General features: G+C 70.9%; 23 protein-coding genes and 1 riboswitch. Of the genes, 19 read left to right on the top strand and 4 right to left on the bottom strand.

The annotated features are described in order from the left end of the window. Positions 1 to 29: 29 nt before the first annotated feature. The 3 genes from ACFVKT_RS03715 (at position 30) to ACFVKT_RS03725 (ending at position 3,634) form a co-directional block, all read left to right on the top strand. Complete coding sequence (locus tag ACFVKT_RS03715) at positions 30 to 1,904, top strand: cellulase family glycosylhydrolase (protein ID WP_385727155.1); 1,875 nt, start codon at positions 30 to 32, stop codon at positions 1,902 to 1,904. Between the two features lie 138 nt (positions 1,905 to 2,042). Then, entirely contained in the window at positions 2,043 to 2,711 is a 669-nt protein-coding gene (locus ACFVKT_RS03720; RefSeq protein WP_385727157.1) for a TetR/AcrR family transcriptional regulator, read from the top strand. Then, on the top strand, positions 2,708 to 3,634 hold the full coding sequence (locus tag ACFVKT_RS03725) for a carotenoid biosynthesis protein (protein WP_385727159.1): 927 nt from the start codon (positions 2,708 to 2,710) through the stop codon (positions 3,632 to 3,634). The genes ACFVKT_RS03720 and ACFVKT_RS03725 overlap by 4 nt, the downstream gene beginning before the upstream one ends. A gap of 52 nt (positions 3,635 to 3,686) precedes the next feature. Here ACFVKT_RS03725 and ACFVKT_RS03730 read toward each other — a convergent pair whose 3' ends face one another. Continuing rightward, a complete protein-coding gene (locus ACFVKT_RS03730) occupies positions 3,687 to 4,943 on the bottom strand; it encodes an alpha/beta hydrolase (protein ID WP_385727161.1) in 1,257 nt (418 codons plus the stop codon). 230 nt (positions 4,944 to 5,173) lie between these two features. Between ACFVKT_RS03730 and ACFVKT_RS03735 the strand changes: the two genes are divergently transcribed. Continuing rightward, entirely contained in the window at positions 5,174 to 6,313 is a 1,140-nt protein-coding gene (locus tag ACFVKT_RS03735) for a sensor histidine kinase (RefSeq protein ID WP_385727164.1), read from the top strand. Positions 6,314 to 6,347: 34 nt separating this feature from the next. Then, positions 6,348 to 7,016 carry a response regulator gene (locus tag ACFVKT_RS03740; RefSeq protein WP_385727166.1) on the top strand — a complete coding sequence of 223 codons (669 nt, stop codon included), beginning with the start codon at positions 6,348 to 6,350 and terminating at the stop codon, positions 7,014 to 7,016. Positions 7,017 to 7,020: 4 nt separating this feature from the next. Here ACFVKT_RS03740 and ACFVKT_RS03745 read toward each other — a convergent pair whose 3' ends face one another. Next, entirely contained in the window at positions 7,021 to 7,869 is an 849-nt protein-coding gene (locus tag ACFVKT_RS03745) for a bifunctional 5,10-methylenetetrahydrofolate dehydrogenase/5,10-methenyltetrahydrofolate cyclohydrolase (RefSeq protein ID WP_385727168.1), read from the bottom strand. Positions 7,870 to 7,892: 23 nt separating this feature from the next. Next, positions 7,893 to 7,979: riboswitch (ZMP/ZTP riboswitch) on the bottom strand. Between the two features lie 222 nt (positions 7,980 to 8,201). Continuing rightward, positions 8,202 to 8,567: a nuclear transport factor 2 family protein gene (locus ACFVKT_RS03750; RefSeq protein ID WP_385727170.1), complete on the bottom strand. Its 366-nt coding sequence runs from the start codon at positions 8,565 to 8,567 to the stop codon at positions 8,202 to 8,204. A gap of 172 nt (positions 8,568 to 8,739) precedes the next feature. Between ACFVKT_RS03750 and ACFVKT_RS03755 the strand changes: the two genes are divergently transcribed. Further along, positions 8,740 to 9,033 (top strand): hypothetical protein, encoded by a 294-nt coding sequence (locus ACFVKT_RS03755; RefSeq protein ID WP_385727172.1) that lies wholly within the window; start codon positions 8,740 to 8,742, stop codon positions 9,031 to 9,033. 215 nt (positions 9,034 to 9,248) lie between these two features. After that, a complete protein-coding gene (locus tag ACFVKT_RS03760) occupies positions 9,249 to 10,709 on the top strand; it encodes an aldehyde dehydrogenase family protein (RefSeq protein WP_385727174.1) in 1,461 nt (486 codons plus the stop codon). 51 nt (positions 10,710 to 10,760) lie between these two features. Here ACFVKT_RS03760 and ACFVKT_RS03765 read toward each other — a convergent pair whose 3' ends face one another. Continuing rightward, positions 10,761 to 12,515 (bottom strand): ABC transporter ATP-binding protein, encoded by a 1,755-nt coding sequence (locus tag ACFVKT_RS03765; RefSeq protein WP_385727176.1) that lies wholly within the window; start codon positions 12,513 to 12,515, stop codon positions 10,761 to 10,763. A 285-nt stretch (positions 12,516 to 12,800) separates the two neighbouring features. On the opposite strand from ACFVKT_RS03765, the gene ACFVKT_RS03770 reads away from it, so the two are divergent. The 12 genes from ACFVKT_RS03770 (at position 12,801) to ACFVKT_RS03825 (ending at position 23,964) form a co-directional block, all read left to right on the top strand. Beyond that, on the top strand, positions 12,801 to 14,108 hold the full coding sequence (locus tag ACFVKT_RS03770) for an MSMEG_0569 family flavin-dependent oxidoreductase (protein WP_385727178.1): 1,308 nt from the start codon (positions 12,801 to 12,803) through the stop codon (positions 14,106 to 14,108). A 10-nt stretch (positions 14,109 to 14,118) separates the two neighbouring features. Then, positions 14,119 to 14,934 carry an amidohydrolase family protein gene (locus ACFVKT_RS03775; RefSeq protein WP_385727180.1) on the top strand — a complete coding sequence of 272 codons (816 nt, stop codon included), beginning with the start codon at positions 14,119 to 14,121 and terminating at the stop codon, positions 14,932 to 14,934. A gap of 43 nt (positions 14,935 to 14,977) precedes the next feature. Further along, positions 14,978 to 15,499: an MSMEG_0572/Sll0783 family nitrogen starvation response protein gene (locus ACFVKT_RS03780; protein ID WP_365443705.1), complete on the top strand. Its 522-nt coding sequence runs from the start codon at positions 14,978 to 14,980 to the stop codon at positions 15,497 to 15,499. A 10-nt stretch (positions 15,500 to 15,509) separates the two neighbouring features. Continuing rightward, complete coding sequence (locus ACFVKT_RS03785) at positions 15,510 to 16,610, top strand: MSMEG_0568 family radical SAM protein (RefSeq protein ID WP_385727181.1); 1,101 nt, start codon at positions 15,510 to 15,512, stop codon at positions 16,608 to 16,610. Continuing rightward, positions 16,607 to 18,052: an MSMEG_0567/sll0787 family protein gene (locus ACFVKT_RS03790; protein ID WP_385727183.1), complete on the top strand. Its 1,446-nt coding sequence runs from the start codon at positions 16,607 to 16,609 to the stop codon at positions 18,050 to 18,052. The genes ACFVKT_RS03785 and ACFVKT_RS03790 overlap by 4 nt, the downstream gene beginning before the upstream one ends. After that, positions 18,049 to 18,966, top strand: a complete 918-nt coding sequence (locus ACFVKT_RS03795; RefSeq protein WP_385727185.1) for a carbon-nitrogen hydrolase family protein — start codon at positions 18,049 to 18,051, stop codon at positions 18,964 to 18,966. Before ACFVKT_RS03790 ends, ACFVKT_RS03795 begins: the two co-directional genes overlap by 4 nt. Continuing rightward, a complete protein-coding gene (locus tag ACFVKT_RS03800; protein WP_384379310.1) occupies positions 18,963 to 19,799 on the top strand; it encodes a carbon-nitrogen hydrolase family protein in 837 nt (278 codons plus the stop codon). The genes ACFVKT_RS03795 and ACFVKT_RS03800 overlap by 4 nt, the downstream gene beginning before the upstream one ends. Continuing rightward, positions 19,796 to 20,029, top strand: coding sequence for a hypothetical protein (locus ACFVKT_RS03805; RefSeq protein WP_385727188.1), 234 nt, complete (start codon positions 19,796 to 19,798; stop codon positions 20,027 to 20,029). The genes ACFVKT_RS03800 and ACFVKT_RS03805 overlap by 4 nt, the downstream gene beginning before the upstream one ends. Continuing rightward, entirely contained in the window at positions 20,026 to 21,105 is a 1,080-nt protein-coding gene (locus tag ACFVKT_RS03810) for an MSMEG_0565 family glycosyltransferase (RefSeq protein WP_385727190.1), read from the top strand. Before ACFVKT_RS03805 ends, ACFVKT_RS03810 begins: the two co-directional genes overlap by 4 nt. 85 nt (positions 21,106 to 21,190) lie before the next feature. Next, positions 21,191 to 22,276: an S-(hydroxymethyl)mycothiol dehydrogenase gene (locus ACFVKT_RS03815; protein WP_385727192.1), complete on the top strand. Its 1,086-nt coding sequence runs from the start codon at positions 21,191 to 21,193 to the stop codon at positions 22,274 to 22,276. Further along, positions 22,276 to 22,905: an MBL fold metallo-hydrolase gene (locus tag ACFVKT_RS03820; RefSeq protein WP_385727194.1), complete on the top strand. Its 630-nt coding sequence runs from the start codon at positions 22,276 to 22,278 to the stop codon at positions 22,903 to 22,905. The genes ACFVKT_RS03815 and ACFVKT_RS03820 overlap by 1 nt, the downstream gene beginning before the upstream one ends. Before the next feature lie 132 nt (positions 22,906 to 23,037). Beyond that, entirely contained in the window at positions 23,038 to 23,964 is a 927-nt protein-coding gene (locus tag ACFVKT_RS03825) for an SDR family oxidoreductase (protein WP_385727196.1), read from the top strand. The last annotated feature ends 2 nt before the right edge of the window (positions 23,965 to 23,966 follow it).

The raw sequence follows: 23,966 nt of genomic DNA on the forward strand, positions 1-23,966 counted from the left end.
GACGGTCAGGCGTGCGCCCGCGCACTGTAATGAACATGTCGAAGTTACGTGCGCGTCTGCTCGGCGTCCTCGTGCTCCTCACCGGCTTCGTCACGGCGGCGGGCGTCCAGCCCGCCGCCGCGGCCCCACTCCCCGACTCCCTCTGGTTCGACGCTTCCGCGGCCGCCACCCTCACCGTCGAGGACGGCCACTTCACCGACGGACTGGGCCGCGAGGTCGTCCTGCGCGGCTACAACGTCTCCGGCGAAACGAAGCTGGAGGAGAACAACGGGCTGCCCTTCGCGTCGGTCGCCGACGCGAGGAAGTCGGCGACGGCGCTGCGCGCGCTCGGCGGCGGCAACTCCGTACGCTTCCTGCTCTCCTGGGCGCAGGCCGAACCCGTCCGCGGCCAGGTCGACACCACGTATCTCGCGGCGGCCACCGCCCAGATCGGCGCCTTCCTCGACGCGGGAATCCGCGTGTACCCGGACTTCCACCAGGACCTCTACTCCCGCTACCTCTTCAACCCGGGAAGCTGGTACACCGGCGACGGCGCCCCCAAGTGGGCCGTGGACGCCGGTGGTTACCCCCAGGAGTCGTGCGGGATATGCATCCTCTGGGGCCAGAACATCACCCAGAACGCGGCCGTGACACAGGCGTCGTACGACTTCTGGCACAACGAGTACGGCCTCCAGGACGCCTTCCTCACCACGGCCGAGGCGACCATGGCCTACGTCAGACAGCACCTCAGCACCGACCAGTTCGCGGGTGTCGTCGGCTTCGATCCCTTCAACGAGCCGCACGCCGGGACGTACGACTCCGGTCAGACCAGCCGCGCCTGGGAAAAGGACGTGCTCTGGCCCTTCTATGTGAGGTTCCGGGCCCGGATGGACGCGGCCGGCTGGCAGGACAAACCCGCCTTCGTCGAACCGAACCTCTTCTGGAACGCCAACATCGACTTCCAGAAGCAGGAGGGCGGACTGCTCGACGCGGGCACGCTGGGCTCGCGCTATGTCTTCAACACCCACTTCTACGACCAGAAGGCGATCTCGGGCATCTTCATGTGGGGCAAGGCTGAAGACGGCCAGTACGTTACCGACTTCGGGACGGTACGCGACCGCGCCTCGGCCGCCGGTACGACGGCGATACTCAGCGAGTTCGGCCACCCGCTGGCCGGATCGGTCGCGGACAAGGCGCCGACGGTCCTCAAGGCGATGTATCAGGCCCTCGACTCCCGCCAGAAGGGCGCCACTTGGTGGTCGGACCCGGCTGCCTCCGGCCCGGTCCTGTCCGGCAGCCAGTGGCAATGGGACATCTACAACGGCCGCCACCACGAGCTGATGAACGACAACCCCGACAGGGTCATGACCACCGGCGACGCCTGGAACGACGAGGACCTCTCCGCCGTACGCCTCGACGACACGGGGACGGCCGTACTGCGCCAGGACGCCCGTCTGCTGGACCGCGTCTACCCCAGCGCCACCGCGGGCACGGCAGTCGCCTTCACCTACGAGGACCGCTCCCGGGACGGCACCACGACGCTGACCTGGAACCCGGTCCCGAGCACTCTGCCCAACGTCTCCCAGCTCGTGGGGTCGGGCCAGTACAGCCTGCTGGTCTGGCGCTCCGACGGCACGAACACTCCCACGGAACTCCATCTCCCGGCGTCCTTCCCGACGTCGTCCACCACGGTCGTCTCCGACCTCGGCACGACGGCGACCCCACCCCCGTACACCACGACAACCCCGATCGCCGTGGCCCTCGAACCGGGCGGCACGGGGAGCCGCCGCCTCCTGCTCACCGCTCCCGGCTCGGGGACGCCGCACTACGCACTGGTCACGAACGCGGCGACCGCTCCGTCCGCCGGTCTGCTGAGCGCGGCCCGGACCGAGCTGGCCTCATGGGCCGCGGCGGAGTTCGGCTGACCGACCGGCCCGACCGGTTCGCCGCCCGCCTGCCGCTCCCTGACCGACTGGAGCGGGGGCGGGCGGACGCGTCAGGAGTTGTTAATCAGGCAACTGCCTGATTAATGTGATGGTGCCTCGCCGAGCTCAGGAGGTTCCATGGCGACCAGGCGCGGTGCACAGGCACAGCGTGGGCCGGGCCGACCGCCGGCCGACGCGCCGCTGCCCGACCTGGGGGAGATCCATCAGCGTGGCCTGGAGGCGTTCGCCGAACTGGGCTACGAGGCGGTGTCCGTCCGGCAGCTGAACGAGCGCCTCGGCATGGGGCACACCTTCATCCACGACCGGTACGGATCCAAGGAAGTCTTCTGGCGGGAGGTCATGGAAACCGCCATCCGCGACACGACCGACGAGGTCATGGCGGCCCTTGCCGAGCAGGCGCCCGTCGACGACCTCGCCCTGCTGATCGCCGGCGTACGGGCCTTCCACCAGGCCGCCGCCCGCCGTCCCCACCTCTCGCGGGTCATCGACTACGAAGCCGGCCGCGACTCACCGCGCCTGGCCCACCTCTACACGCTGATGAGCCCGCTCAACGACATGGGGCGGCCGGCCTTCGACCGGCTCGTGCGGGAGGGGACGCTGCGAGACATCCCCTGGTACCTGTTCCACTTCGCCGTCACGAAGCCGATGGCCATGTACAGCCAGGCACCGCTGGCGCGGATGTTCGGCCGGCCCGACGACGCCGATGACCACACCCTGATGAGCACGCTGGTCCTGGGCGGCCTGCTCACGCGCGACAACCCGACAGAAGCCGGAGTTCCCCGATGACCGCCGTCCCCCGCTCCAAAACGGACACCACGGTGTTGATCCTCACCGCCGTTGTTCTCCTCGGGCAGCTCCTGGCGGCCTTTGTGCACGGCCTGACGATGCTGGTGATCGTGGTGCAGGTCGGCTTCGTGTTCCTGCACGGGGCGCAGCGCTACGGCCGGCGCGCGATCGGGGTCTTCGTCGTCGGCGGACTCGTGATCAGCAACGCCCTGGAGAACCTCAGCATCCAGACCGGCTTCCCGTTCGGCCACTACCACTACACCGGCGACGGCAAGATCTTCCAGGTCCCGTGGTTCATCGGCCCGGCCTACCTGGCCACCGGCTACCTCGCCTGGATCGTCGCCACCGTGCTGCTCGACGACGTACGCCGCGACTCGACCTGGCTGACCACCATCGGGACCCCGGTCGTCGCCGCGTTCGCGATGACCGCCTGGGACCTTGCCATGGACCCCTCGTTCTCGACGATCGAGGGCCACTGGGTGTGGGAGAACGGCGGCGGATTCTTCGGGGTCCCGCTGGGCAACTTCCTCGGCTGGACCTTCACCGTCTACCTGTTCATGCAGGTCTTCGCTCTCTACGTGCGCCGCCGCGGCCCGCTGCCGACGGCACAGTCGGCGCTGTCCGAGTCGACCACGGCCAGTGACCTTCAGGGCGTACTCCTCTACGCGGCGACGACCATCTCGTTCTTCACCGACTTCGTCACCGGCAGGCACACCACGGTCACCGACGCTGCCGGTGTGACCTGGCGCACCGCCGACATCCACGAGTCGTCGGTCCTGCTCACCGTCTACGGCATGTGCTTCATGGCCCTCCTTGCCCTGCTGCGCATCGCCCAGCGACGCACCACGGCCGCGACCTCGGCACCGGCGGCAAGCGCGGTCGAGCGGGCGGAGCCCAAGCCCTCGGCACGCTCGTCCGCCTAGGGGAAGGACGGCGGGCCGTGGCCGTCGGCCCGCCGGTTCACCATGGCGGGAGTTACCGGGTGACGAATGCGATGACCGTCTCGCGGTAGAGGTCGGGCTGTTCGGCGTCGATGATGTGGCCGGCGCCGGTGATGGTGCGGAGCGTGGAGTTCGGCAGGACGTCGTCGTACTCCTGGGCGATGCCGGGGTTCTTGTAGTCGCAGGCGCCGCGCAGGATCAGTACCGGGACGTCGTCGGTGCGGCGCAGGGCGGGGCGGGGGTCGGGGACCTTCAGCTGGTCGGCGGAGGTGAGCTGATTGGAGTAGAAGCCGGGCAGCGAGGCCGGGAGGTCCTTCAGCGGGCGGTCCGGATGGCAGGTCGCGGCCGGGGCGGCGACGGCCAGGAGCTTCGCGAAGACCGGATCGAGCTCGGCGTCCGGGACCAGCGCGTGCGCGGCGCGCGGATCGGCCGCCATCAGCAGCGACCAGGCCGCCAGCCGGGGGCTCGCCTCCAGAGCGTCGATCTCACGTACCTGGGCGGGGGTCAGACGGTCCCAGATCTCGCCCTCCTCGCGGTCCTGCCAGGCCGGGGCCCACAGGACGCCGGGCGAGGTGAGCACCATCCGGGCCACCCTGTCCGGGTGGGCGGCCAGATACTCGGCGGCGAGCGTCGCACCCCAGGACGCGCCGAGCAGCACGACCTGGTCGGCGCCGATCCGGGCCCGTACGGCCTCCAGATCGGCGACCTGCCGGGCGACGGTGTACCCCGTCGGATCGGCCAGCCGGGTCGAACGGCCCGAGCCCAACTGGTCGTATGAGTACACGTCGTACCCGCGCGCCGCGAGGGTCCGCTCAAGGGGGTCCGGCCCGTCGCCCGGTGTACCGGGACCGCCGTGCAGCACGACCACCGGTGTGGAACTGGGGGTGCCCTGGGCAGGCTGGAGGGTGTAAGCGAGACGGGAGCCCGTCGGCAGGTCCCAGTATCCGGTCGGTTCGGAGCGGGGCGTCGGGACGGTCTCGTCCAGTGGCTGAAAGACCGTCAGGAAGGCGGCCAGCGAGGCGAGGACAGTCACCGCGGCCGTCACGATCACGGTGACACCACGGCGGCGTACACCCGCGTACACCGGCAGCGCGCAGCCCACGACCAGTGCGGCCAGCCCGGCCGCGATCATCAGGGCGACATGGGCCGTGACCGTGGCGGTCGCGAGAAAGGCCGCGACCGCCGCGACCGGTCCCAGCAGGACGCCGAGCGGCGTCAACAGGATGGCGCGCAGGAGGTGCCGCTTGGGAGCCACCTGCGTTGTCTCGTACGGAAGTTGAGTGGTCGTCATGCGACGATGCTCGGCCCGGGGCGGTGGGCGCGGCGTCCTCCGGGACGGGAGCGAGGGTCCCCGTCGCGGTGGATCCGATGTCCACCGTGAGGGGGACGGCCGGGGACGGCTCTGCACGTAGCTTGTCATCCGTGGGGGAGATACGCGTGGAGGACAGAGGTACGCGGTGGCGGCCCTCCGGCCGAGGCGGGGAGTTGCGTACGCGATGGCGGTTTGGCCGGGGTGGTGAGTTGCGCACGCGGTGGCTCGCCGACCGGGGTGGTGAGTTGCGCACGCGGTGGCGGTCCGACCGGCCTGTCGAGCGTGGGCCGTTGTGGGTTGTGCTCGACGTGGTGGTCGCGTACCTCTCGGCGGTGATCGCCATCGGGCCGTCCGATCACACCGCCTCGGTGTGGAGTGGTTCCGCCGTCGAACGCGGCTGCGCCGTGGTGTGGTTCGCCGCGATCGCCGGACGCCGGTACGCGCCGGGGTGCGTGCTGTGGGCGGGCGCCGTGGCCACCGTGGCGGCGACCGCGTCCGGCGCCCAGGTCACCAACGTCTCACTGGCCACCGCGCTCGCGCTGACCCTGGTGGTCCAGAGCCGCCCGCCTCAACGGGCTCTGGAAGTGGCCGTGTTGCCGCTCGCCGTCACCCTGGCCGCCCTCGCCGGTGACTCGGACGCGTTTGTCCCCGCCGTCGCCGTACACACGGTGGCCTGGCTCGTCGGCCGGGCCGGACGTTCACGCCGGGAGACGGAGGAGGCCCTGCGGGCCCGCGACAGCGAACGGGCCGTGGCCGCCGAACGTACGTGGATGGCAAGGGAGTTGCACGACGCCGTCGGACACGCGGTGACCGTGATGGTGACCCACGCGGGCGCGGCCCGCCTCACCCTGGGGGACGAACGGTCGCCGGTGCGGGAGGCGTTGTCCCGCATCGAGGAGGTCGGCCGGGGCGCCATGACCGACCTGGACCGGGTCCTCGGGCTGCTCACCGACACCCATGACTGCGAGGCGACGCTCCGTGCCCTGGTCGCCCAGTTGCCGCCCGGTGTGACGGCCGAGTTGCGGCTGCCTGCACCGGCCGCGCTCGGCGACCTGGCTCCGGCCGTCGCGGAGACCGTCCGCAGGGTGGTCCAGGAGTCGCTGACCAATGTCGTACGGCATGCGCGGCCCGCACACGCGGTCGTCGGGGTCGACGTCGTCGCCGGTGAAGTACGGGTCACGGTGACCGATGACGGGACGGGCACCCAGGCGGCTCCCTTCTCGGGAGGGCGAGGCCTGATCGGTATGCGGGAGCGCGTCACTCGGCTGGGCGGGAGCTTCGACGCCGGTCCCGCCGAAGCCGGCGGCTGGCAGGTCACCGCCCTCGTCCCCCTGAAGGAGCTGCCGTGAACAGCGTCGTGCCCACCAGGAATCGGGAGTTGTCGTGATCCGTGTCCTCCTCGCCGACGACGAGGACCTCATGCGGGCCGGGCTGCGGATGATGCTGCAGACCCAGTCGGACCTCACCGTGGTCGGAGAGGCGGCCGACGGCCGGGAGGCCGTGCGACTGGCGGGTGTCACCGCGCCGGACGTCGTCCTCATGGACATCCGGATGCCGCTCCTCGACGGAGTCGCGGCGACCCGCGCCATTGTGGACGCGGCGGTGAACGGCCGGCCCAAGGTGCTCGTGCTGACGACCTTCGAGCTGGACGAGTACGTCTTCGCGGCCGTCCGCGCGGGCGCGGGCGGCTTTCTGCTCAAGCGCAGTCCGCCCGAGACCCTGATCGAGGGCATCCGCACCCTCGCCGCGGGCGACGCCCTCCTCGGCCCCTCGGTCACCCGACGGCTGCTTGCCGAGTTCGCCCGCTCGACGCCCGCCGCACCCCCACCGGAAGTGGCCCAGCGACTGTCCCGGCTGACCGACCGCGAACGCGAGGTGCTCCTTCTCCTCGGCCGCGGACTGTCCAACGCGGAGATCGCCGCCCGCCTGTACGTAGGAGAAGCCACCGTGAAGACACACGTGGGCAGGGTCCTGGACAAACTCGCCCTGCGCGACCGCGTCCACGCGGTGGTCTTCGCCTTCGACCACGGCCTGGTCCGGCCTGGCGGTTAGCCGGTCAGAGGCCGAGTTGGCGTTCGGCCGCTGTGACGGTCTGTTCCAGCAGGACCGCGATCGTCATGGGGCCGACGCCGCCGGGCACGGGGGTGATCAGCGAGGCCTGCTCGCGGGCGGTGTCGAAGTCGACGTCGCCGATGTTCCCGGGGTTGTAGCCCGCGTCGATGACGACGGCTCCCGGTTTGATGTCCTCGCCGTGGATCAGCCGGGGCCGCCCGACCGCGGCCACCACGATGTCCGCCTCGCGCACCACCGAGGACAGATCGGTCGTACGCGAGTGGCAGTACGTCACCGTCGCGTCCCGGCCGAGCAGCAGCATGCCGACGGGCTTGCCGAGGATCGCGCTGCGGCCCACGACCACGGCGCGTTTGCCGGCCGGGTCCACGTCGTACTCGTCGAGGAGCCGGATGATGCCGCCGGGGGTGCAGGACACGAAGCCCGGCAGCCCGAAGCTCATCGCCGAGTACGAGCTCAGCGTCACCCCGTCGACGTCCTTCTCCGGCGCGATGGCCTCGAACGCGGCCCGCTCGTCGATGTGCGGGCCGACCGGGTGCTGGAGCAGGATGCCGTGCACGGCGGGGTCGGCGGACAGTTTGCCCAGTGTGTCGACCAGTTCGCCGGTCGTTGTGCCGGCGGGCAGGGCGACGTGCCGCGACTCGATGCCGGCCTTGCGGCTGCGGTTCTGCTTCATCCGGACGTAGGTGACGGAGGCCGGATCCTCGCCGACCAGCACCGTCGCCAGACACGGCGAGGCACCGGTGCGTTCCTTGACATGGGCCGCGCGCTTCGCGGTCTCCTCGACGATGCGGCGCGCGAGACCGGCGCCGTCCATGAGCCGGGCCTGGGACATGAGCTGCTCCTGAGCGTCACTGACACGATCGCCCAGGCGCGCGGCAAAGACCCTTTCGTCAGACCGCTCCCCGGTGGTACTCCACCTCAGCGCCAGTCACGGTCCGTCGGCCAGCGTAGTTCAGCGAGGCCGGATCCGGCGTGGCCGGGGTGTGGGATTACGTGCGCCCCGCAGGGCTGAGCGCAGGACGCAAGCGGATACCCGTACCCCCGCCGCGGACAATGGCCGGGGCCACCGACTCCGGTGTGCCCGTGACCGGCCCGTCCCCGCACTCGCCGAGAAGGTCCAGGTCAGATGTGAACTGATCCGGACCTTCGGCAGCCAGGTCCTTCCTACTCGTCCCATGCCTGCAGCAGTGTGTGTTCGACGATCTTGCCGTCGCGCAGCGACATCATCGAGCTGGTCAGTACCTTCACGCCGTCCGGGTACTGGCAGGACTCGGTGAAGGCGACGTGGTTGCCGTCGACGACGCACTGTTCCAGCTTGTGGGTCATGTCCCGGCTGTACACGTCGTTGAGCATGTCCGCGATCTCGCCGCGACCGTGCTTGACCATCGGATGGCTGGGCTGGGTGTTGTGGTCGACGACACGGACCTCCGCGTCGTCCGCGTAGAGCGACAGCAGATCTGCCGCGTTCCGTCCTTCTATGCCCCGGCGTAGCGCTTCGGTGTCGAATGCCGGGCCTGCCGCGGTGCCCATGATGACCTCCTTGCAAGGCCGCGGCCCAGCAAGGAGCGGGCCGCGAGGGGCCTCTCCTTCGAGAGTCCTCCGTCCCGGGGCGCCCGGCAAGCCCAGCAAGGACTGTGAGCCTCACGGGTGAGCGGAGCGCAACGGCCGTGTCCGCCCGGGGCCCGCAGCCGTTGCTGAAAGCATGATCTCAACACGACGTATTGCCGCCGCCGTTGGTCTCGCCGTCGGTGTCACGGGCCTTGCCGCGCCGATGGCGAGCGCCGCCGTCTCCGAGGCGCCGAAGCCGCTGAACCCCATCACCGAGCTCGACAAGCTCGCGGTGAGCGAAATTCCCGCGGAGTACCAGGCCGCACTCCCGAAGGTCTCCAGCCAGCTGGCCGGGCTCAACGGTCTGAACGAGGGCCTCAACGAGATGCACCAGGTGACCGATCTGGTCGCTCCGGTCACCAGCGTGCTCCCCGCCATTCAGCCGTAGTCCTCCGGCGCTCGACAGCTTCCGCTGCCCCCGGCACCCTGGTGCCGGGGGCAGACGCGTTTGCCCTTGACTTTCACCGAGCCTGGTCCGAGCATCCTACCTAGTAGGTTGGTGAAGTAGGATTCACGTGGCGAACAAGTGTTGCCGCTGTGAGCTCTCTACTGATGTTGTTGACAACCGCGTACCGCTGTCGCTACGTACCGGAGGAACCCGCCATGGCCATCACCCGTGAACTGTTCATCGGCGGCAAGGACGTGCCGGCCGCCTCCGGCCGCACCGCCGAGGACATCAATCCCTACACCGGCGAGGTGTACGCCACCATCGCGGCCGCCGGTCCCGAGGACGTCGCCCGCGCCGTGGACGCCGCCGACGCGGCGTTCGCCGACTGGGCCGCGCTCGCGCCCTTTGCACGCCGGGCGATCTTCCTCAAGGCCGCCGACCTCCTCGACGCCAAGGCGGAGGAAGTGGCCGAGCTGATGGCGCACGAGGCGGGCGGCACCCGCCCGTGGGCGTACTTCAACGTGGGTCTCGCCGCGAACATCCTGCGCGAGGCGGCCGCCGCGATCACCGCCCCGCGCGGCGAGGTGCTCAGCGCCCAGGAGGCGGGCGCGCTCGGCCTCGCGATCCGCGAACCGCTGGGCGTCGTCGCCGCCTTCGCGCCCTGGAACGCGCCCGTCATCCTCGGCGTACGGGCCGTCGCGGCCCCCCTCGCCGCGGGCAACACCGTCGTCGTCAAGCCCAGCGAGGACGCGCCGATAGCGTGCGCGCTGCTCGTCGCCGACGTACTGCGCGAGGCCGGGCTGCCGGACGGTGTGCTGAACGTGGTCACGAACGCCCGTGAGGACGCGGCCGAGATCGCCGAGGTGCTGATAGCCGACCCGCGCGTCCGCGCCGTCAACTTCACCGGGTCCACCGGCGTCGGCCGGATCATCGGCACGCACGCGGCCACGCATCTCAAGCCCGCTGTACTGGAGTTGGGCGGCAAGAACGCGGTCGTCGTGCTCGACGACGCCGATGTGGACTACGCGGTCGACGCCGTCACCTTCAGCGTGTTCATGAACTCCGGCCAGATCTGCATGTCCGGCGACCGGATCCTCGTACACGAGTCGCTCGCCGAGGAGTTCACGCGGAAGTTCGCCGCGAAGGTCGCCCAGCTCCAGGCCGGCGACCCCGCCCACCCGCACACGGTGGTCGGTCCGCTGGTCAGTGCCGCATCCGCACAGCGGGTCGCGGGGCTGATCAAGGATGCGGTGGCCAAGGGCGCCACGGTCCTCACCGGTGGCGGGGAGCCCGAGGGCGCGGTGCACCCGGCGACCGTCCTCACCCATGTCACCAAGGACGCGGACATTTACTACGCGGAGGCGTTCGGCCCGGTCTGTGTGATCGAGACCTTCGCCGACGACAGCGCCGCCGTCGCCGTGGCCAACGACACCGACAATGGTCTGACCTGCGGAGTCATCACCGAGAACGCCACGCACGGGCTGGCCGTCGCCCGCCGGATCCGCACCGGCATCGTGCACATCAACGACCAGTCCGTCGCCGACGAGCCGCACGCGCCCTTCGGCGGCGTCAAGGCCTCCGGCTACGGGCGCTTCGGCGGTCGCTGGGGCCTGGAGGCGTTCTCCAACACCCGCTGGGTGACCATCGCCACGCAGCAGGCGCACTTCCCGTTCTAGACGGGGGAGGGGAAGCCCCCGGGCAGGTGCACCGGGGGCTGAGCCGGCCGGTCAGCCGACGGTGGCGAGGAACTGCGTGGCCGCCAGTTCCGCGTAGAGCGGGTCCCCGGCCACCAGTTCGCGATGGGTACCCACGGCGCGGACGCGGCCCGCGTCCATGACGACGATCCGGTCGGCCATGGTGACGGTGGACAGCCGGTGCGCCACCACGAGGACCGTCGTCGTACGGGCGACATCGGCGACCGTGTCGCGCAGCGCGGCCTCGTTCACCGCGTCGAGCTGCGACGTCGCCTCGTCGAGGAGCAGCAGGCGGGGGTGGCGCAGCAGGGCGCGGGCGATGGCGACGCGCTGACGCTCACCGCCGGACAGCTTGGTGCCGCGATGGCCGACCAGGGTGTCCAGGCCGCGCGGCAACCGGGCGACGAGCCCGTCCAGACGCGTCGTCTTCAGCACGCGGGTGACATCGGTGTCGTCGGCGTCCGGGTTGCCGAGCAGCAGGTTGTCCAGCAGGGAGCCCGACAGGACGGGCGCGTCCTGCTCCACGTAACCGATCGAGGACCGGAGCTCGGGCAGATCCCATTCCTCCAGGCCGCGCCCGTCGAGGGTGATGACGCCCGCCTCGGGGTCGTAGAACCGCTCGATGAGCGAGAAGACGGTCGTCTTTCCCGCGCCGGAGGGTCCGACGAACGCTGTCATGCCGCGGGCCGGGACGGCGAACGTCACCCCGTGGTGGACGTACGGCAGATCGTCGGCGTACCGGAAGCGCACGTCGTCGAAGACGAGGGCGGCCGGTTCGGCGCTCGGGGACGGCAGCGGCGCGGGCAGGGCGGCAGGTTCGGCGGGGAGCCGCAGAGCCTCCTGGATACGGGCGAGCGCGCCGGCGCCGGTCTGGTACTGCGTGATCGCACCGACGAGCTGCTGGATCGGTGACATCAGATAGAAGACGTAGAGGAGGAACGCGACGAGCGTGCCGACGTCGATGGCGCCGGTCGCGACACGGGCGCCGCCCACCGCGAGCACCGTGATGAACGCGATCTGCATCGCCAGACCGGCCGTGTTGCCCGCGGCGGCCGACCACTTGGCGGCGTGCACGCTCTGCCGCCACGACTCCTCTGCGGCCGCGTGGATGGCCTGCTCCTCGCGGCTCTCGGCGCCGGAGGCCTTGATGGTGCGGAGCGCGCCGAGGATCCGCTCCAGCGAGGCGCCCATCACGCCGACCGCGTCCTGCGCCCGCTTGCTCGCCCGGTTGATGCGCGGCACGATCACGCCGAGAACGGTGCCCGCGCACAGGATGACGGCCAGGGTGACGCCGAGGAGCACAGGGTCGACCAGGCCCATCATCACCACCGTCGCGACGAGGGTGAGCCCTCCGGTGCCGAAGCCGACCAGTGAATCGGTCGTGACCTCACGCAGCAGAGTCGTGTCGGAGGTGATCCGGGCCATCAGGTCGCCCGGCTCGCTGCGGTCCACCGCCGGTATGCGCAGCCGCAGCAGATACGACGACAGGGCGCGCCGCGCGCCGAGCACCACCGACTCGGCGGTGCGCCGCAGAACGTACGAGCCCGTCGCGCCCACCGCGGCGTTGGTCACCACCAGCGCCGCCATGCCGAGCAGCGCCCCCGTGATCGGGCGGTCGTGCGACAGATCGTCGATGAGTCCGCGCGCCACCAGCGGCAGCACCAGCCCCGTGGCCCCGGTCGCGAGGGCCAGCAGCCCACCCGCAAGGAGCGCCCATCGATGCGGTCGTACGTACCCGAACAGCAGGCGCCACGCGGGTGCCTCGGGTTTGGCTGCGCTAGTGCTCACGGCGCTCCTTGTGAGGGGTCTGTGCGGAGCATTCAGGCTACGTCGGTGAGAGGGATGGGCGTTGCCTGCGGCCTCTGGACGGCGTCAAGGAAGAAGGCCGGAGAGAAAGACCAAGGAAGGGAAATTGCCTGCCGGGCAACGAGTGAGGTTTTGGTAACACCGCTTTGTTCCGGATGAAGCGATCCGGTAATCGGGCGTGGCTGAAGTGGTTCTCACAAGCCGCGGCGAGGTGCGAGACCGGAGACGGTCGTCCCCGACAACCTCGCCCCGCGCATGGAGGATTTCATGCCTGAGCTGTACGGAGCCCATTATCCGGTGGCGGTCGTCGGTGGTGGCCAGGCGGGACTTTCCGTCAGTCACTGTCTTCGTGAGCGTCGTATCGAACATGTGGTGATCGAGGCGAACAGGGTCGGCCACGAATGGCGTGAGCGGCGCTGGGACTCCTTCTGCCTGGTCACTCCCAACTGGCAGTGCAGACTGCCCGGTCACCCCTACGCGGGGCCCGATCCGGACGGGTTCATGGTGCGTGCGGAGATCGTGCGCTACCTGGAGGAGTACGTCGCCCGCTTCCAGCCTCCGCTGGTCGAGGGCGTGTCCGTCACCGGGCTGCGCCGCTCCCCGAGCGGTGTTTTCGAACTGGCCACCAGTGCGGGGGAGTTCACCGCCGATCAGGTGGTGATCGCCACCGGTCCTTACCACACCCCTGCCGTCCCGCGGATGGCGGAGCGGCTGCCCGGCAGGGTCGAGCAGGTCCACTCCTCCCGCTACCGCAACCCGGCTCAACTCCCCGACGGGGCCGTGCTGGTGGTCGGCACCGGACAGTCCGGCTGCCAGATAGCCGAGGACCTGCACCTCGCCGGGCGCCAGGTCCACCTGGCCGTCGGCAGCGCACCCCGGGTCGCCCGCTTCTACCGCGGCCGGGACTGCGTGGCCTGGCTCGACGAGATGGGCCACTACGCGAAGGGCATCGACCACTTCGACGACGCGGCCGCCGTCCGGATGCGCGTCAACCACTACGTCACCGGACGCGACGGCGGCAGGGACATCGACCTCCGTGCCTTCGCCCGCGACGGAATGCGCCTGTACGGGCGGCTGACCGGCATCGACGGCGGAAACCTGGAGTTCGCCGACGACCTCAAGGTCAACCTCGACCGGGCGGACGCCGTGGCCGAGGGCATCAAGGACGCCATCGACGCGCACATCACGGCGCGCGGCCTCCCTGCGCCGGAAGAGGCCCGCTACGTACCCGTGTGGGAGCCCGCTGAGCAGCCGGCCGCGCTAGACCTGGCCGAGGCCGGGATCACCTCCGTCATCTGGTCCACCGGCTTCACCCGCGACCACCGGTGGATCGAGATACCCGTCTTCGACGGCCGCGGTTACCCGATGCACTGGAGAGGCGTCACCAGCACCCCGGGCCTGTACTTCCTGGGCCTGCCCTGGCAGTTCTCGTGGGGCTCGGGGCGCTTCGAAGCCGTCGGCAGGGACGCCGAGTTCCTTGCGAACCACATCGACGCCTCGCGCCGCCTCGCCGATGTCTGCGGCACCCTCACCGGCGCCCCCACCGAGCTCGCCTCCGCCCTCCCCGTCGGCTGAAAGCACGGACATGGTCTTCGACGCACACCGCCACATCGGTGTCCTCCCCGCGTACCCCTTCTACGGCGGACCGCCCGTCAACCCGGACACCACCGCCCGCGCCACCGTCAAGCAGCTCCTCGCCGACCTCGACGCCGAAGGCACCGAACGCGCCCTCGTCCTCCCCAACTACGGCGTTCCCGACCCCGACATCGCCTTCTCCTTCAACGAGTTGGCCGTCGAAGCCGCCCAGACCGACGACCGCATCAGGGCGGGCCTGTGGGTCTCCCCGCGCCCCGCGGACGAGCACCGCACCGCGCACGCCCTCGCCCTGGCCCGCGAGGACGGCGTACGTGCCCTCAAGCTCAGCTTCCTGCTCGGCGGCCGCCCCACCGACCCCGAATGCCGCCCGCTCCTCGACCGGATCTTCCACGAGGCCGCGCGCCTGGACCTCGTGGTGCATGTGCACACCTCGCCCGGCGCCGCCTCCGACATCGACGAGGTGGGCCACCTCGTCGACTGGTACGCCGATCAAGTCGCCGTCCATCTCGTGCACTTCGGCGGCGGGATGAGTGGCCACATCAAGCTCGTGGGCTCCCGCTTCTTCGACTGGATCGAGTCGGGCAAGCGCGTCTACACCGACCTCTCCTGGGCCATCGGCTTCGCCCCGTACTGGCTGGCCCGGGAGATCGAGCACCGCGGTATCGGCCACGACCGGGTGCTCTTCGCCAGCGACCAGCCCTGGGGCGACTTCGCGGGCGAGTACGCCCGGATGACCGCCGCGGCCGGCGGCGGCGAACTCGGCGAGCGGGTCTTCCGGGACACGTTCGCCACGCTCTACGACTGACCCCTCTCTCACCTCTCTCACCCACGCGTTCAAGGAGACAGACATGTCAGAGACCGTCGAACTCAGCGAGATCGAGCAGAAGTCCCTCACCGAGATCCCGCACCCCTCCCTCCCCGAGGGCACCAGCATCTACGGCGACACCAAGGTCTTCCCCGACTACAAGGCCGAGGACGGCGAGACGTACTTCACCCTCGTCCACGGCATCGCCCACGAGTCATCGGTCTCCTTCGTCGCCGTCCTCCAGGCGACCCGCGCCCTGCGCAAGGGCTTCGAGACCGCCATCTACTTCTACGGCCCCGGCTCGCTGAACTGCCTTGCCACCCGCGGCTTTCCGACCGTCGGCAACTCCGCCTTCCCGGGCGAGCACAACATCAACAACCAGCTCAAGACCTTCCTCGGAGAAGGCGGCAAGGTCTACTGCTGCCGCTTCGGGCTCTCCCTGCACGGAGCCCGCGAGGAGGACCTCATCGAGGGCGTCATCCCGACCCACCCGCTCGACGTCCAGGACGCGCTGATCCACTACGCGCGCAAGGGCGCCATCATCAACTCGACCTACCAGCTCTGAGGGGCAAGCCGTGAGCGTTGGCACCGACACACAGACGAGGGGGACGGGTCCGGTCGACGTCCGGATCACGACTCGCGCCGAACTCGCCCTCCACGGAGTCCGGTTGGAGGCACCGGTACGGCGTCCGGACGGCGCCGGACCCAGCGACGACGGGCACGTCCTTGTCGACGGTGCCAACGCGGCGCTGCCCCGCAACCCCGACAGCCCCTACTCGGTCCGGGACGGCCGCGTATGGCTCGGCGACGACGACACAGGGCTGACCCTGACCGCCGTCAAGCGTCCCAGGTTCTACGACCTGACCACCGCCGACGGCACCCCGTACGAGCACATCGCCCGCCTCCACGGCGCCGACGTCCTCGCCACGACCGTCGTACAGACCTGTATCCGCTACGCCGAGTCCGACCGCTGCCGCTTCTGCACCATCGAGGAGTCCCTGCGCTCCGGTGCGACGGTCGCCGCCAAGACCCCGGCCCAACTCGCCGAAGTCGCCGAGGCGGCCGTCCGGTTGGACGGTGTGCGGCAGATGGTCATGACCACCGGCACGACGACAGGGCCGGACCGGGGCGCCCGAAATCTCGTACGGTCCGTGCGCGCCGTCCTCGAAGCCGTGCCGGGACTCCCCGTCCAGGTGCAGTGCGAACCACCCGGCGACCTGGGGTGGATCCGTGAACTGCACGACGCCGGGGCGACGGCCATCGGCATCCATGTCGAGTCCCTCGACGACGCGGTACGGCGGCGCTGGATGCCCGGAAAGTCGACCGTGCCCCTGGAGGAGTACGAGGCCGCGTGGGACGAGGCGGTCCGGGTGTTCGGACCCAACCGCGTCTCCACGTACCTGCTCGTCGGTCTCGGTGAGGATCCCGATGAACTTATCGCAGGTGCGGGGGAGTTGATCGACCGAGGGGTCTATCCCTTCGTCGTCCCCTTCCGCCCGATGGGCGGCACGCTGGCCGCCCGCGACGGCGCCGAGGCCCCGGGCGCCGCGCTGCTGCAGTACGTCACCGAGGGCGTCGCGGCGAAACTGCGCGCGGCGGACATGAACGGCGCGGACCAGAAGGCCGGTTGTGCGGCCTGTGGGGCGTGCAGTGTGCTCCGGACGGCGGGTGGGTGAGCGTGTACCTCGACGGAGCGACGACGACCGTGCCCGCGGTGGTGGAGAGCGCGGAGGACATCCTCGCGCTGCTCGGCGACCGCAGCACACTCGCACGGCGGCCCGGCTTTCACATCGAAGAGGCGTCAGGTAAAGGCGAGTTGAGTACCTATGCGCGGTTGCGCCGGGACACCTTCGTCCATGAACAGGGGCTCTTCGCGGGTCATGACCTCGATGACCGCGACGACGACCCCCGCACCCTGGTCCTGGTCGCCAAGGACCGTTCCGGTGCCGTTGTCGGAGGGGTGCGGCTCGGTCCGGTGGACGACGGTCCGGACATCGGCTGGTGGGCGGGCGGCCGGCTGGTCGTCGCGCCCGGCGCCAGAGGCCCGCAGGGGATCGGCGCCGCCCTGGTGCGGGCCGCCTGCGCGCGGGCTGAGGCCGAGGGTGTCCTGCGTTTCGACGCCACCGTCCAGGTCCGAAACCGACTGCTGTTCAAGCGACTTGGCTGGCAGTTCGTCAGGGAGGTCGTGGTCGCCGGGCGTCCGCATGCCCTCATGCGGTGGCCGATCGGACGCATCGCCGCGCAGGCCGAGTCCACCAAGGCCCCGCTCGGCTCCCTGCTCCGCGCACTGACCCCGGCGCCCTTCGGCTACGTGGGCGACGACGGCGCACCCCTCGCCGGTACGGATGTGATCGCCGCCTGCGACGCGATCGTGCCGTCCATGGTCGAGCGGGACCCCGACTGGGCGGGCTGGTGCTCGGTCCTGGTCAACGTCAACGACCTTGCGGCGATGGGTGCTTCACCCGTCGGGCTGCTCGACGCGGTGGGCGCGAAAGACGCCTGGCACGCGTCCCGGATCCTCGCCGGGCTCGGCCGGGCGGCGCGGGCGTACGGTGTTCCGGTGCTCGGTGGCCACACCCAACTCGGCGTGCCCGCCGCCCTGTCCGTGACCGCGCTCGGCCGCACCGACCACCCGGTGCCGGGCGGCGGCGGGCGCCCGGGGCACGCGGTGCGGCTCACCGCGGACCTGGGCGGCGGCTGGCGCCAGGGATACCGCGGGCGCCAGTGGGACTCGTCCAGCCACCGCCGAAGGGACGAACTCCGCACCATGACCGGGGCGGTGGCCGCAGTACGGCCCGCCGCCGCGAAGGACGTGTCGATGGCCGGGATCGCCGGGACCCTGGGCATGCTCGCCGAGGCGAGCGGCTGTGCCGCCGTGCTCGACGTGGCCGCCGTGCCGCGCCCCGGAGCGGCGGCCATGGGGGACTGGCTCACCTGCTTCCCCGGCTTCGCGATGCTCACCGCCGACGAGCTGGACGCGCCATCCCTCCCCGCAGGACCGGCCACCGGGGCCCGCTGCGGAGAGCTGACCGCGGGACACGGAGTCGGGCTGCGCTGGCCCGACGGAGAGATCACCGAAGCCGTCACCGGACCGGTGACCGGAATGGGGACCGCATGAGCACCGACCGCACGAGCTCGATCCCGGTCACCGACCGCACGAGCGCGAGCCGCACCGCCACCCACCGCACACGCCCCCTTCGTATGGCCGCCGTCTCCGCAGAGTTCGGCCGCGACCTCGAAGAGGACTTCGCCGTCGTGGAACGGCTGATCAAGGAGGCGAGGGCGGAGGGCGTCGGGCTGCTCGCCCTTCCGGAGGCCTGCCTGGGCGGCTATCTGCTCAGCCTCGACGACTCCGCGTCCGACGAGGGCCCGCCCGCGCTTGCCCTCGACGGCCCCGAGATCCGCCGACTGGCCGCCCTGGCAGGGGAGTTGACCGTGGTGGCGGGCTACTGCGAGGCCGACGGCGACGCCCGCTACAACAGCGTCGTCTGCGTCAACGGCGACGGCGTGCTCGGCAATCACCGCAAGGTCCACCAGCCGCTCAGTGAGGACGTCAGCTACGCGTCCGGCGACCGCTTCCACGCCTTCGACACACCGGTCGGCCGGATCGGCATGATGATCTGCTACGACAAGGCGTTCCCGGAGTCCGCACGGGCACTGGCGCTTGACGGCGCCGAGATCGGCGTCTGCGTCTCGGCCTGGCCGGGCGCCAGAACCCACGCCACCACCGACCTGGTCAACGACCGCTGGAAGCGCCGTTTCGACCTCTTCGACCGGGCCCGCGCCCTGGAGAACCAGATCGTCTGGATCTCCGCCAACCAGGCGGGTACCTTCGGGTCGCTACGCTTCGTCGGAAGCGCCAAGGTCGTCGACCCGGGTGGTGAGATCCTCGCCGACACCGGGGTCGGGTCCGGTCTGGCGATCGCCGAACTCGACGTCGCCCAGGCCCTGGAGACCGCCCGCCGCTCGATGGGGCACCTGCGCGACCGGCGCCCGGAAACCTACACGCACGCAGGAGCAGTCAGCCCATGAGCACCATCCGGATCGCGGCCGCCGCCGCCCACTTCGGCCGCGACCTGGAGTTCGACCTCGCACGCATCGCGAAACTCATCGATGACGCGCGTAAATCGGGCGCCGGACTGCTCGTCCTGCCCGACGCCGCGCTCGGCGGCTACCTCGCCGACCTGCGCCACCCCGACCCCGACGCCCTGCCGCCCGCGCTGAAGCCGGACGACCCGCTGATCCTCCAAGTCGCCCGCCTCGCCGCCGAGATGGTCGTCTGCGTCGGCTACTGCGAGGACGGCGGGACCGAGCACTACAACGCCGCCGTGTGCGTCAGCGGCGACGGCGTCCTCGGCCGCCACCGCAAGGTCCACCTCCCGGCCGGTGAGGTCGCCGCGTACGCGCCGGGCGACCGTTTCGACGCCTTCGACACCCCCGTCGGCCGGATCGGCATGCTCATCGACTACGACAAGACGTTCCCGGAGTCCGCCCGCTCACTGGCCCTGGACGGCGCCGAGATCCTCGCCTGCCTCTCGGCCTGGCCCACCAGCATCACCAACCGGGCCCCGCGCATGGCCCAGGACCGCCAGGCCAAACTCTTCGACCTGTACGACCAGGCCCGCGCCGCCGAGAACCAGGTCGTCCTCGCCTCCTCCAACCAGACCGGCACCATGGGCGGCATGCGCTTCCTCGGCCAGTCCAAGGTCGTCGGCCCCGGCGGCGACATCCTCGCCCGTACCTGGGCCAAGGCCGGCCTCGCCGTCGCCGAGGTCGACGTCGCCGCGGAGATGGACCGCGCCCGCCGTGTCCTGCGCCACCTGGGCGAGCGCCGGCCGGCGGCTTACCGGGAGGTTCCGTCGTGAGGACCGCTCTGGTCGGTGTCGGTGTCGGTGTCGGGTTGGACCGCGACTGGGCGAGCGCCGGCCGGCCGCGTACGGGGAGGTTCCCTCGTGAGGGCCGCCTGCTCGGCGTCGCCGCGAGGCCGGACCGGGCCGGTCGCGTACCGGAGGGTTCCTTTGTGAGGATCGGCCGGCGCAGCGTCGCCGCCGTGACCGAGCGCCGCCCGGCCGCCCACCTGGAGGTCCCCTCGTGAAGATCGCCCTGCTCAGCTACTCCACCAAGCCGCGCGGCGGTGTCGTGCACACCCTCGCGCTCGCCGAGGCGCTGGCCGCGGCCGGTGAGGACGTCACCGTCTGGACGCTCGGCCGGGGTGGCGATTCCGGGTTCTTCCGGCCGGTGGACCCGGCCGTGGCCCTGCGCGTCGTGCCGTTCCCCGACGGCCCGCCGGACGAGAGCGTCGGCGCACGCATCCTGCGCTCCATCGCCACCCTCCGCGAGGCCTTCGACCCCGCCCCGTACGACATCGTCCACGCCCAGGACTGCATCAGCGCGAACGCCGCGGGCCGCTGCATCCGCACCGTCCACCACCTCGACCACTTCACCACCCCCGAGCTCGCCGCCTGCCATGAACGGGCCATCGTCGAGCCGTACGCGCACATCTGCGTCTCACGGTCGGTCGCCGACGAACTCGCCGATGGATGGGGGCTGAAACCCGCTGTCATCCCCAACGGGGTGGCGTACGACCGCTTCGCCACCACGGACCCGGCGGCGCGCGCCGCCTGGCGCTCCCGACTCGGCCCCTACGTCCTCACCGTCGGCGGTATCGAGCCGCGCAAGGGCGCGCTCGACCTGCTTGAGGCGTACGCGTTGCTGCGCACCGGACACCCCGGCGTACGGCTGGTGATCGCGGGTGGCGAGACGCTCTTCGACTACCGCGACTACCGCGCCCGCTGGGAGACCCGGGCGGCGGAGCTGGGCGTGCAGCCCATGGTCCTGGGAGCCGTCGCCGACGAAGAACTGCCCTCGCTGGTCGCCGCCGCCGACGCCTTCGCCTTTCCGTCCCTGAAGGAGGGGTTCGGGCTGGCCGCGATGGAGGCGCTCGCGGCCGGGGTACCGCTGGTCGTCCGGGATCTCCCCGTGTTGCGTGAGGTGTTCGGCCCGGCCGCCCGGTTCGGGGACTCACCGCAGTCACTCGCCGCCGAACTCGGCCGTGCGCTCGACTCGTACGACCCGGCCCGCGCGGAGGCCGGCCGGGAGCTGGCCGCCCGCCACACCTGGACCGAGGCAGCCGCGCACCACCTGGCCTTCTACCGGTCGGTCACGCCGTAGGGTCGGCCGGAGAGCCCCTGCCTGACCGCCGGTCGGATCGGACGCGGGCTCCGAGGGAACGTCGACCTACGGAAGGCTGATCAACATGGCGCAGGAAGTACGGGGCGTGATCGCACCGGGCAAGAACGAGCCGGTGCGTGTCGAGACCATCGTCGTGCCGGATCCGGGGCCGGGAGAAGCCGTCGTCCAGATCCAGGCCTGCGGGGTCTGTCACACCGACCTGCACTACAAACAAGGCGGCATCAGCGACGACTTCCCCTTCCTGCTCGGCCACGAGGCCTCGGGCGTGGTGGAGTCGGTCGGCGAGGGCGTCACGGACGTCGCGCCCGGTGACTTCGTCATCCTCAACTGGCGTGCGGTGTGCGGGAATTGCCGGGCCTGTCTGCGCGGGCGGCCCTGGTACTGCTTCAACACGCACAACGCCGAGCAGAAGATGACGCTCACCGACGGCACCGAACTCTCCCCGGCCCTGGGCATCGGCGCCTTCGCCGAAAAGACGCTGGTCGCCGCAGGACAGTGCACCAAGGTCGACCCGGCCGTGTCCCCGGCGGTGGCCGGGCTCCTCGGCTGCGGAGTCATGGCGGGCATCGGCGCCGCGATCAACACCGGCAACGTCGGCCGGGGCGACTCCGTCGCCGTCATCGGCTGCGGAGGGGTCGGCAACGCGGCGATCGCCGGGTCCCAGCTGGCCGGTGCGGCGAAGATCATCGCGGTCGACATCGACGACCGGAAGCTGACGACCGCGTCGAAGCTGGGCGCCACGCACACCGTCAACTCCGCGCAGACCGACCCGGTCGAGGCGATCCGCGAGCTCACCGGCGGGTTCGGCGCCGACGTCGTCATCGAAGCGGTGGGCCGCCCGGAGACGTACAAGCAGGCGTTCTACGCCCGTGACCTCGCCGGCACGGTCGTGCTCGTCGGCGTACCGACGCCGGAAATGAAGCTGGAACTGCCGCTGCTCGACGTCTTCGGGCGTGGCGGAGCCCTCAAGTCGTCCTGGTACGGCGACTGTCTGCCCTCGCGGGATTTCCCGTTGCTGATCGACCTGCATCTCCAAGGGCGGCTGGACCTGGGCGCGTTCGTGACCGAGACGATCGCCCTGGACGCGGTGGAGCCCGCCTTCGAGCGGATGCACCACGGCGACGTGCTGCGTTCGGTGGTGGTGCTGTGATGACCGCACGTATCGAACATCTCGTCACCTCCGGCACGTTCTCGCTCGACGGCGGAACCTGGGACGTCGACAACAACGTGTGGATCGTCGGGAACGACCACGAGGCGATCGTCATCGACGCCGCCCACGACGCGGACGCCATCGCCGAGGCGGTGGGCGACCGGCGCCTGCTGGCCATCGTGTGCACCCACGCCCACAACGACCACATCGACGCCGCTCCCGCCCTCGCCGAGCGCACCGGAGCCACGATCTGGCTCCACCCGGACGACCTGCCGCTGTGGAAGCAGACCCACCCGGACCGCCTCCCCGACGCCTGGCTCCAGGACGGCCAGGTGATCGAGGCGGCCGGCGCCGACCTGACCGTGCTGCACACCCCGGGGCACGCCCCCGGCGCGGTCTGCCTGTACGACCCGGGCCTGGGCACCGTCTTCACCGGCGACACGCTCTTCCAGGGGGGCCCGGGGGCCACCGGCCGTTCGTACTCCCACTTCCCGACGATCGTCGACTCGATCCGAGACCGGCTGCTCACGCTCCCGGCCGACACGACTGTTCGTACGGGACACGGCGACTCGACCACCATCGGAGCCGAGGCCCCACACCTGGAGGAGTGGATCACGCGCGGCCACTGACCAGGCCGACCAAGGGGCACCGGCTTCGACGCGCCGGAGAAAGACGACAGAAGATGTCCGGCTTCCGCGGGACCCTCGTAGGGACGCATGCGTGAAGGCATCGCGTGAGCGCTACGAGCACGGAGGTCGGACATGTCGGGGCCGTCGCAGAACACATTGGAAGGCAAGGTCGCCCTCGTCGCCGGGGCGACACGGGGCGCGGGCCGCGGGATCGCCGTGGAGCTCGGCGCGGTCGGCGCCACCGTCTACGTGACCGGCCGCAGCACGCGCGCGAAGCGATCGGAGTACGACCGCCCCGAGACGATCGAGGACACGGCGGAGCTGGTCACGGCGGCGGGCGGCCGCGGCATCGCGGTCCCCACCGACCATCTGGTCCCGTCCGAGGTCGAGGCCCTGGTCGCCCGTATCGCGGACGAACAGGGCCGCCTCGATGTCCTGGTCAACGACGTCTGGGGCGGCGAGACGCTCTTCGAGTGGGACTCGACGGTCTGGGAACACGACCTCGACAAGGGCCTCAGGCTGCTGCGCCTCGCCGTCGAGACGCACGCGATCACCAGCCACCACGCGCTTCCCCTGCTGCTCCGCAACCCCGGCGGACTGGTCGTGGAGATGACCGACGGGACGGCCGAGTACAACCGGAACACCTACCGGGTCTCCTTCTTCTACGACCTCGCCAAGTCGTCCGTCCTGCGCATGGCGTTCGCGCTGGGCCACGAACTGGGCCCGCGCGGAGCCACCGCCGTCGCGCTCACCCCCGGCTGGCTCCGCTCCGAGATGATGCTCGAGAACTTCGGCGTGACCGAGGAGAACTGGCGCGACGCCCTGGAGCGCGTCCCGCACTTCGGCATCTCCGAGACACCCTTCTATGTCGGCCGCGCCGTCGCCGCGCTGGCCGCCGACCCGGACGTCGCCCGCTGGAACGGCGACTCGCTCTCCAGCGGCCGGCTCGCCCAGGTATACGGCTTCACCGACCGCGACGGCAGCCGCCCCGACGCCTGGCGCTACATGGTCGAGGTCCAGGACGTGGGCAAGGCGGCGGACGCGACGGGGTATCGCTGAGG

Origin of the sequence: Streptomyces sp. NPDC127595 (assembly GCF_042671685.1) — a bacterium.
In the GTDB taxonomy this organism is placed as follows: domain Bacteria; phylum Actinomycetota; class Actinomycetes; order Streptomycetales; family Streptomycetaceae; genus Streptomyces.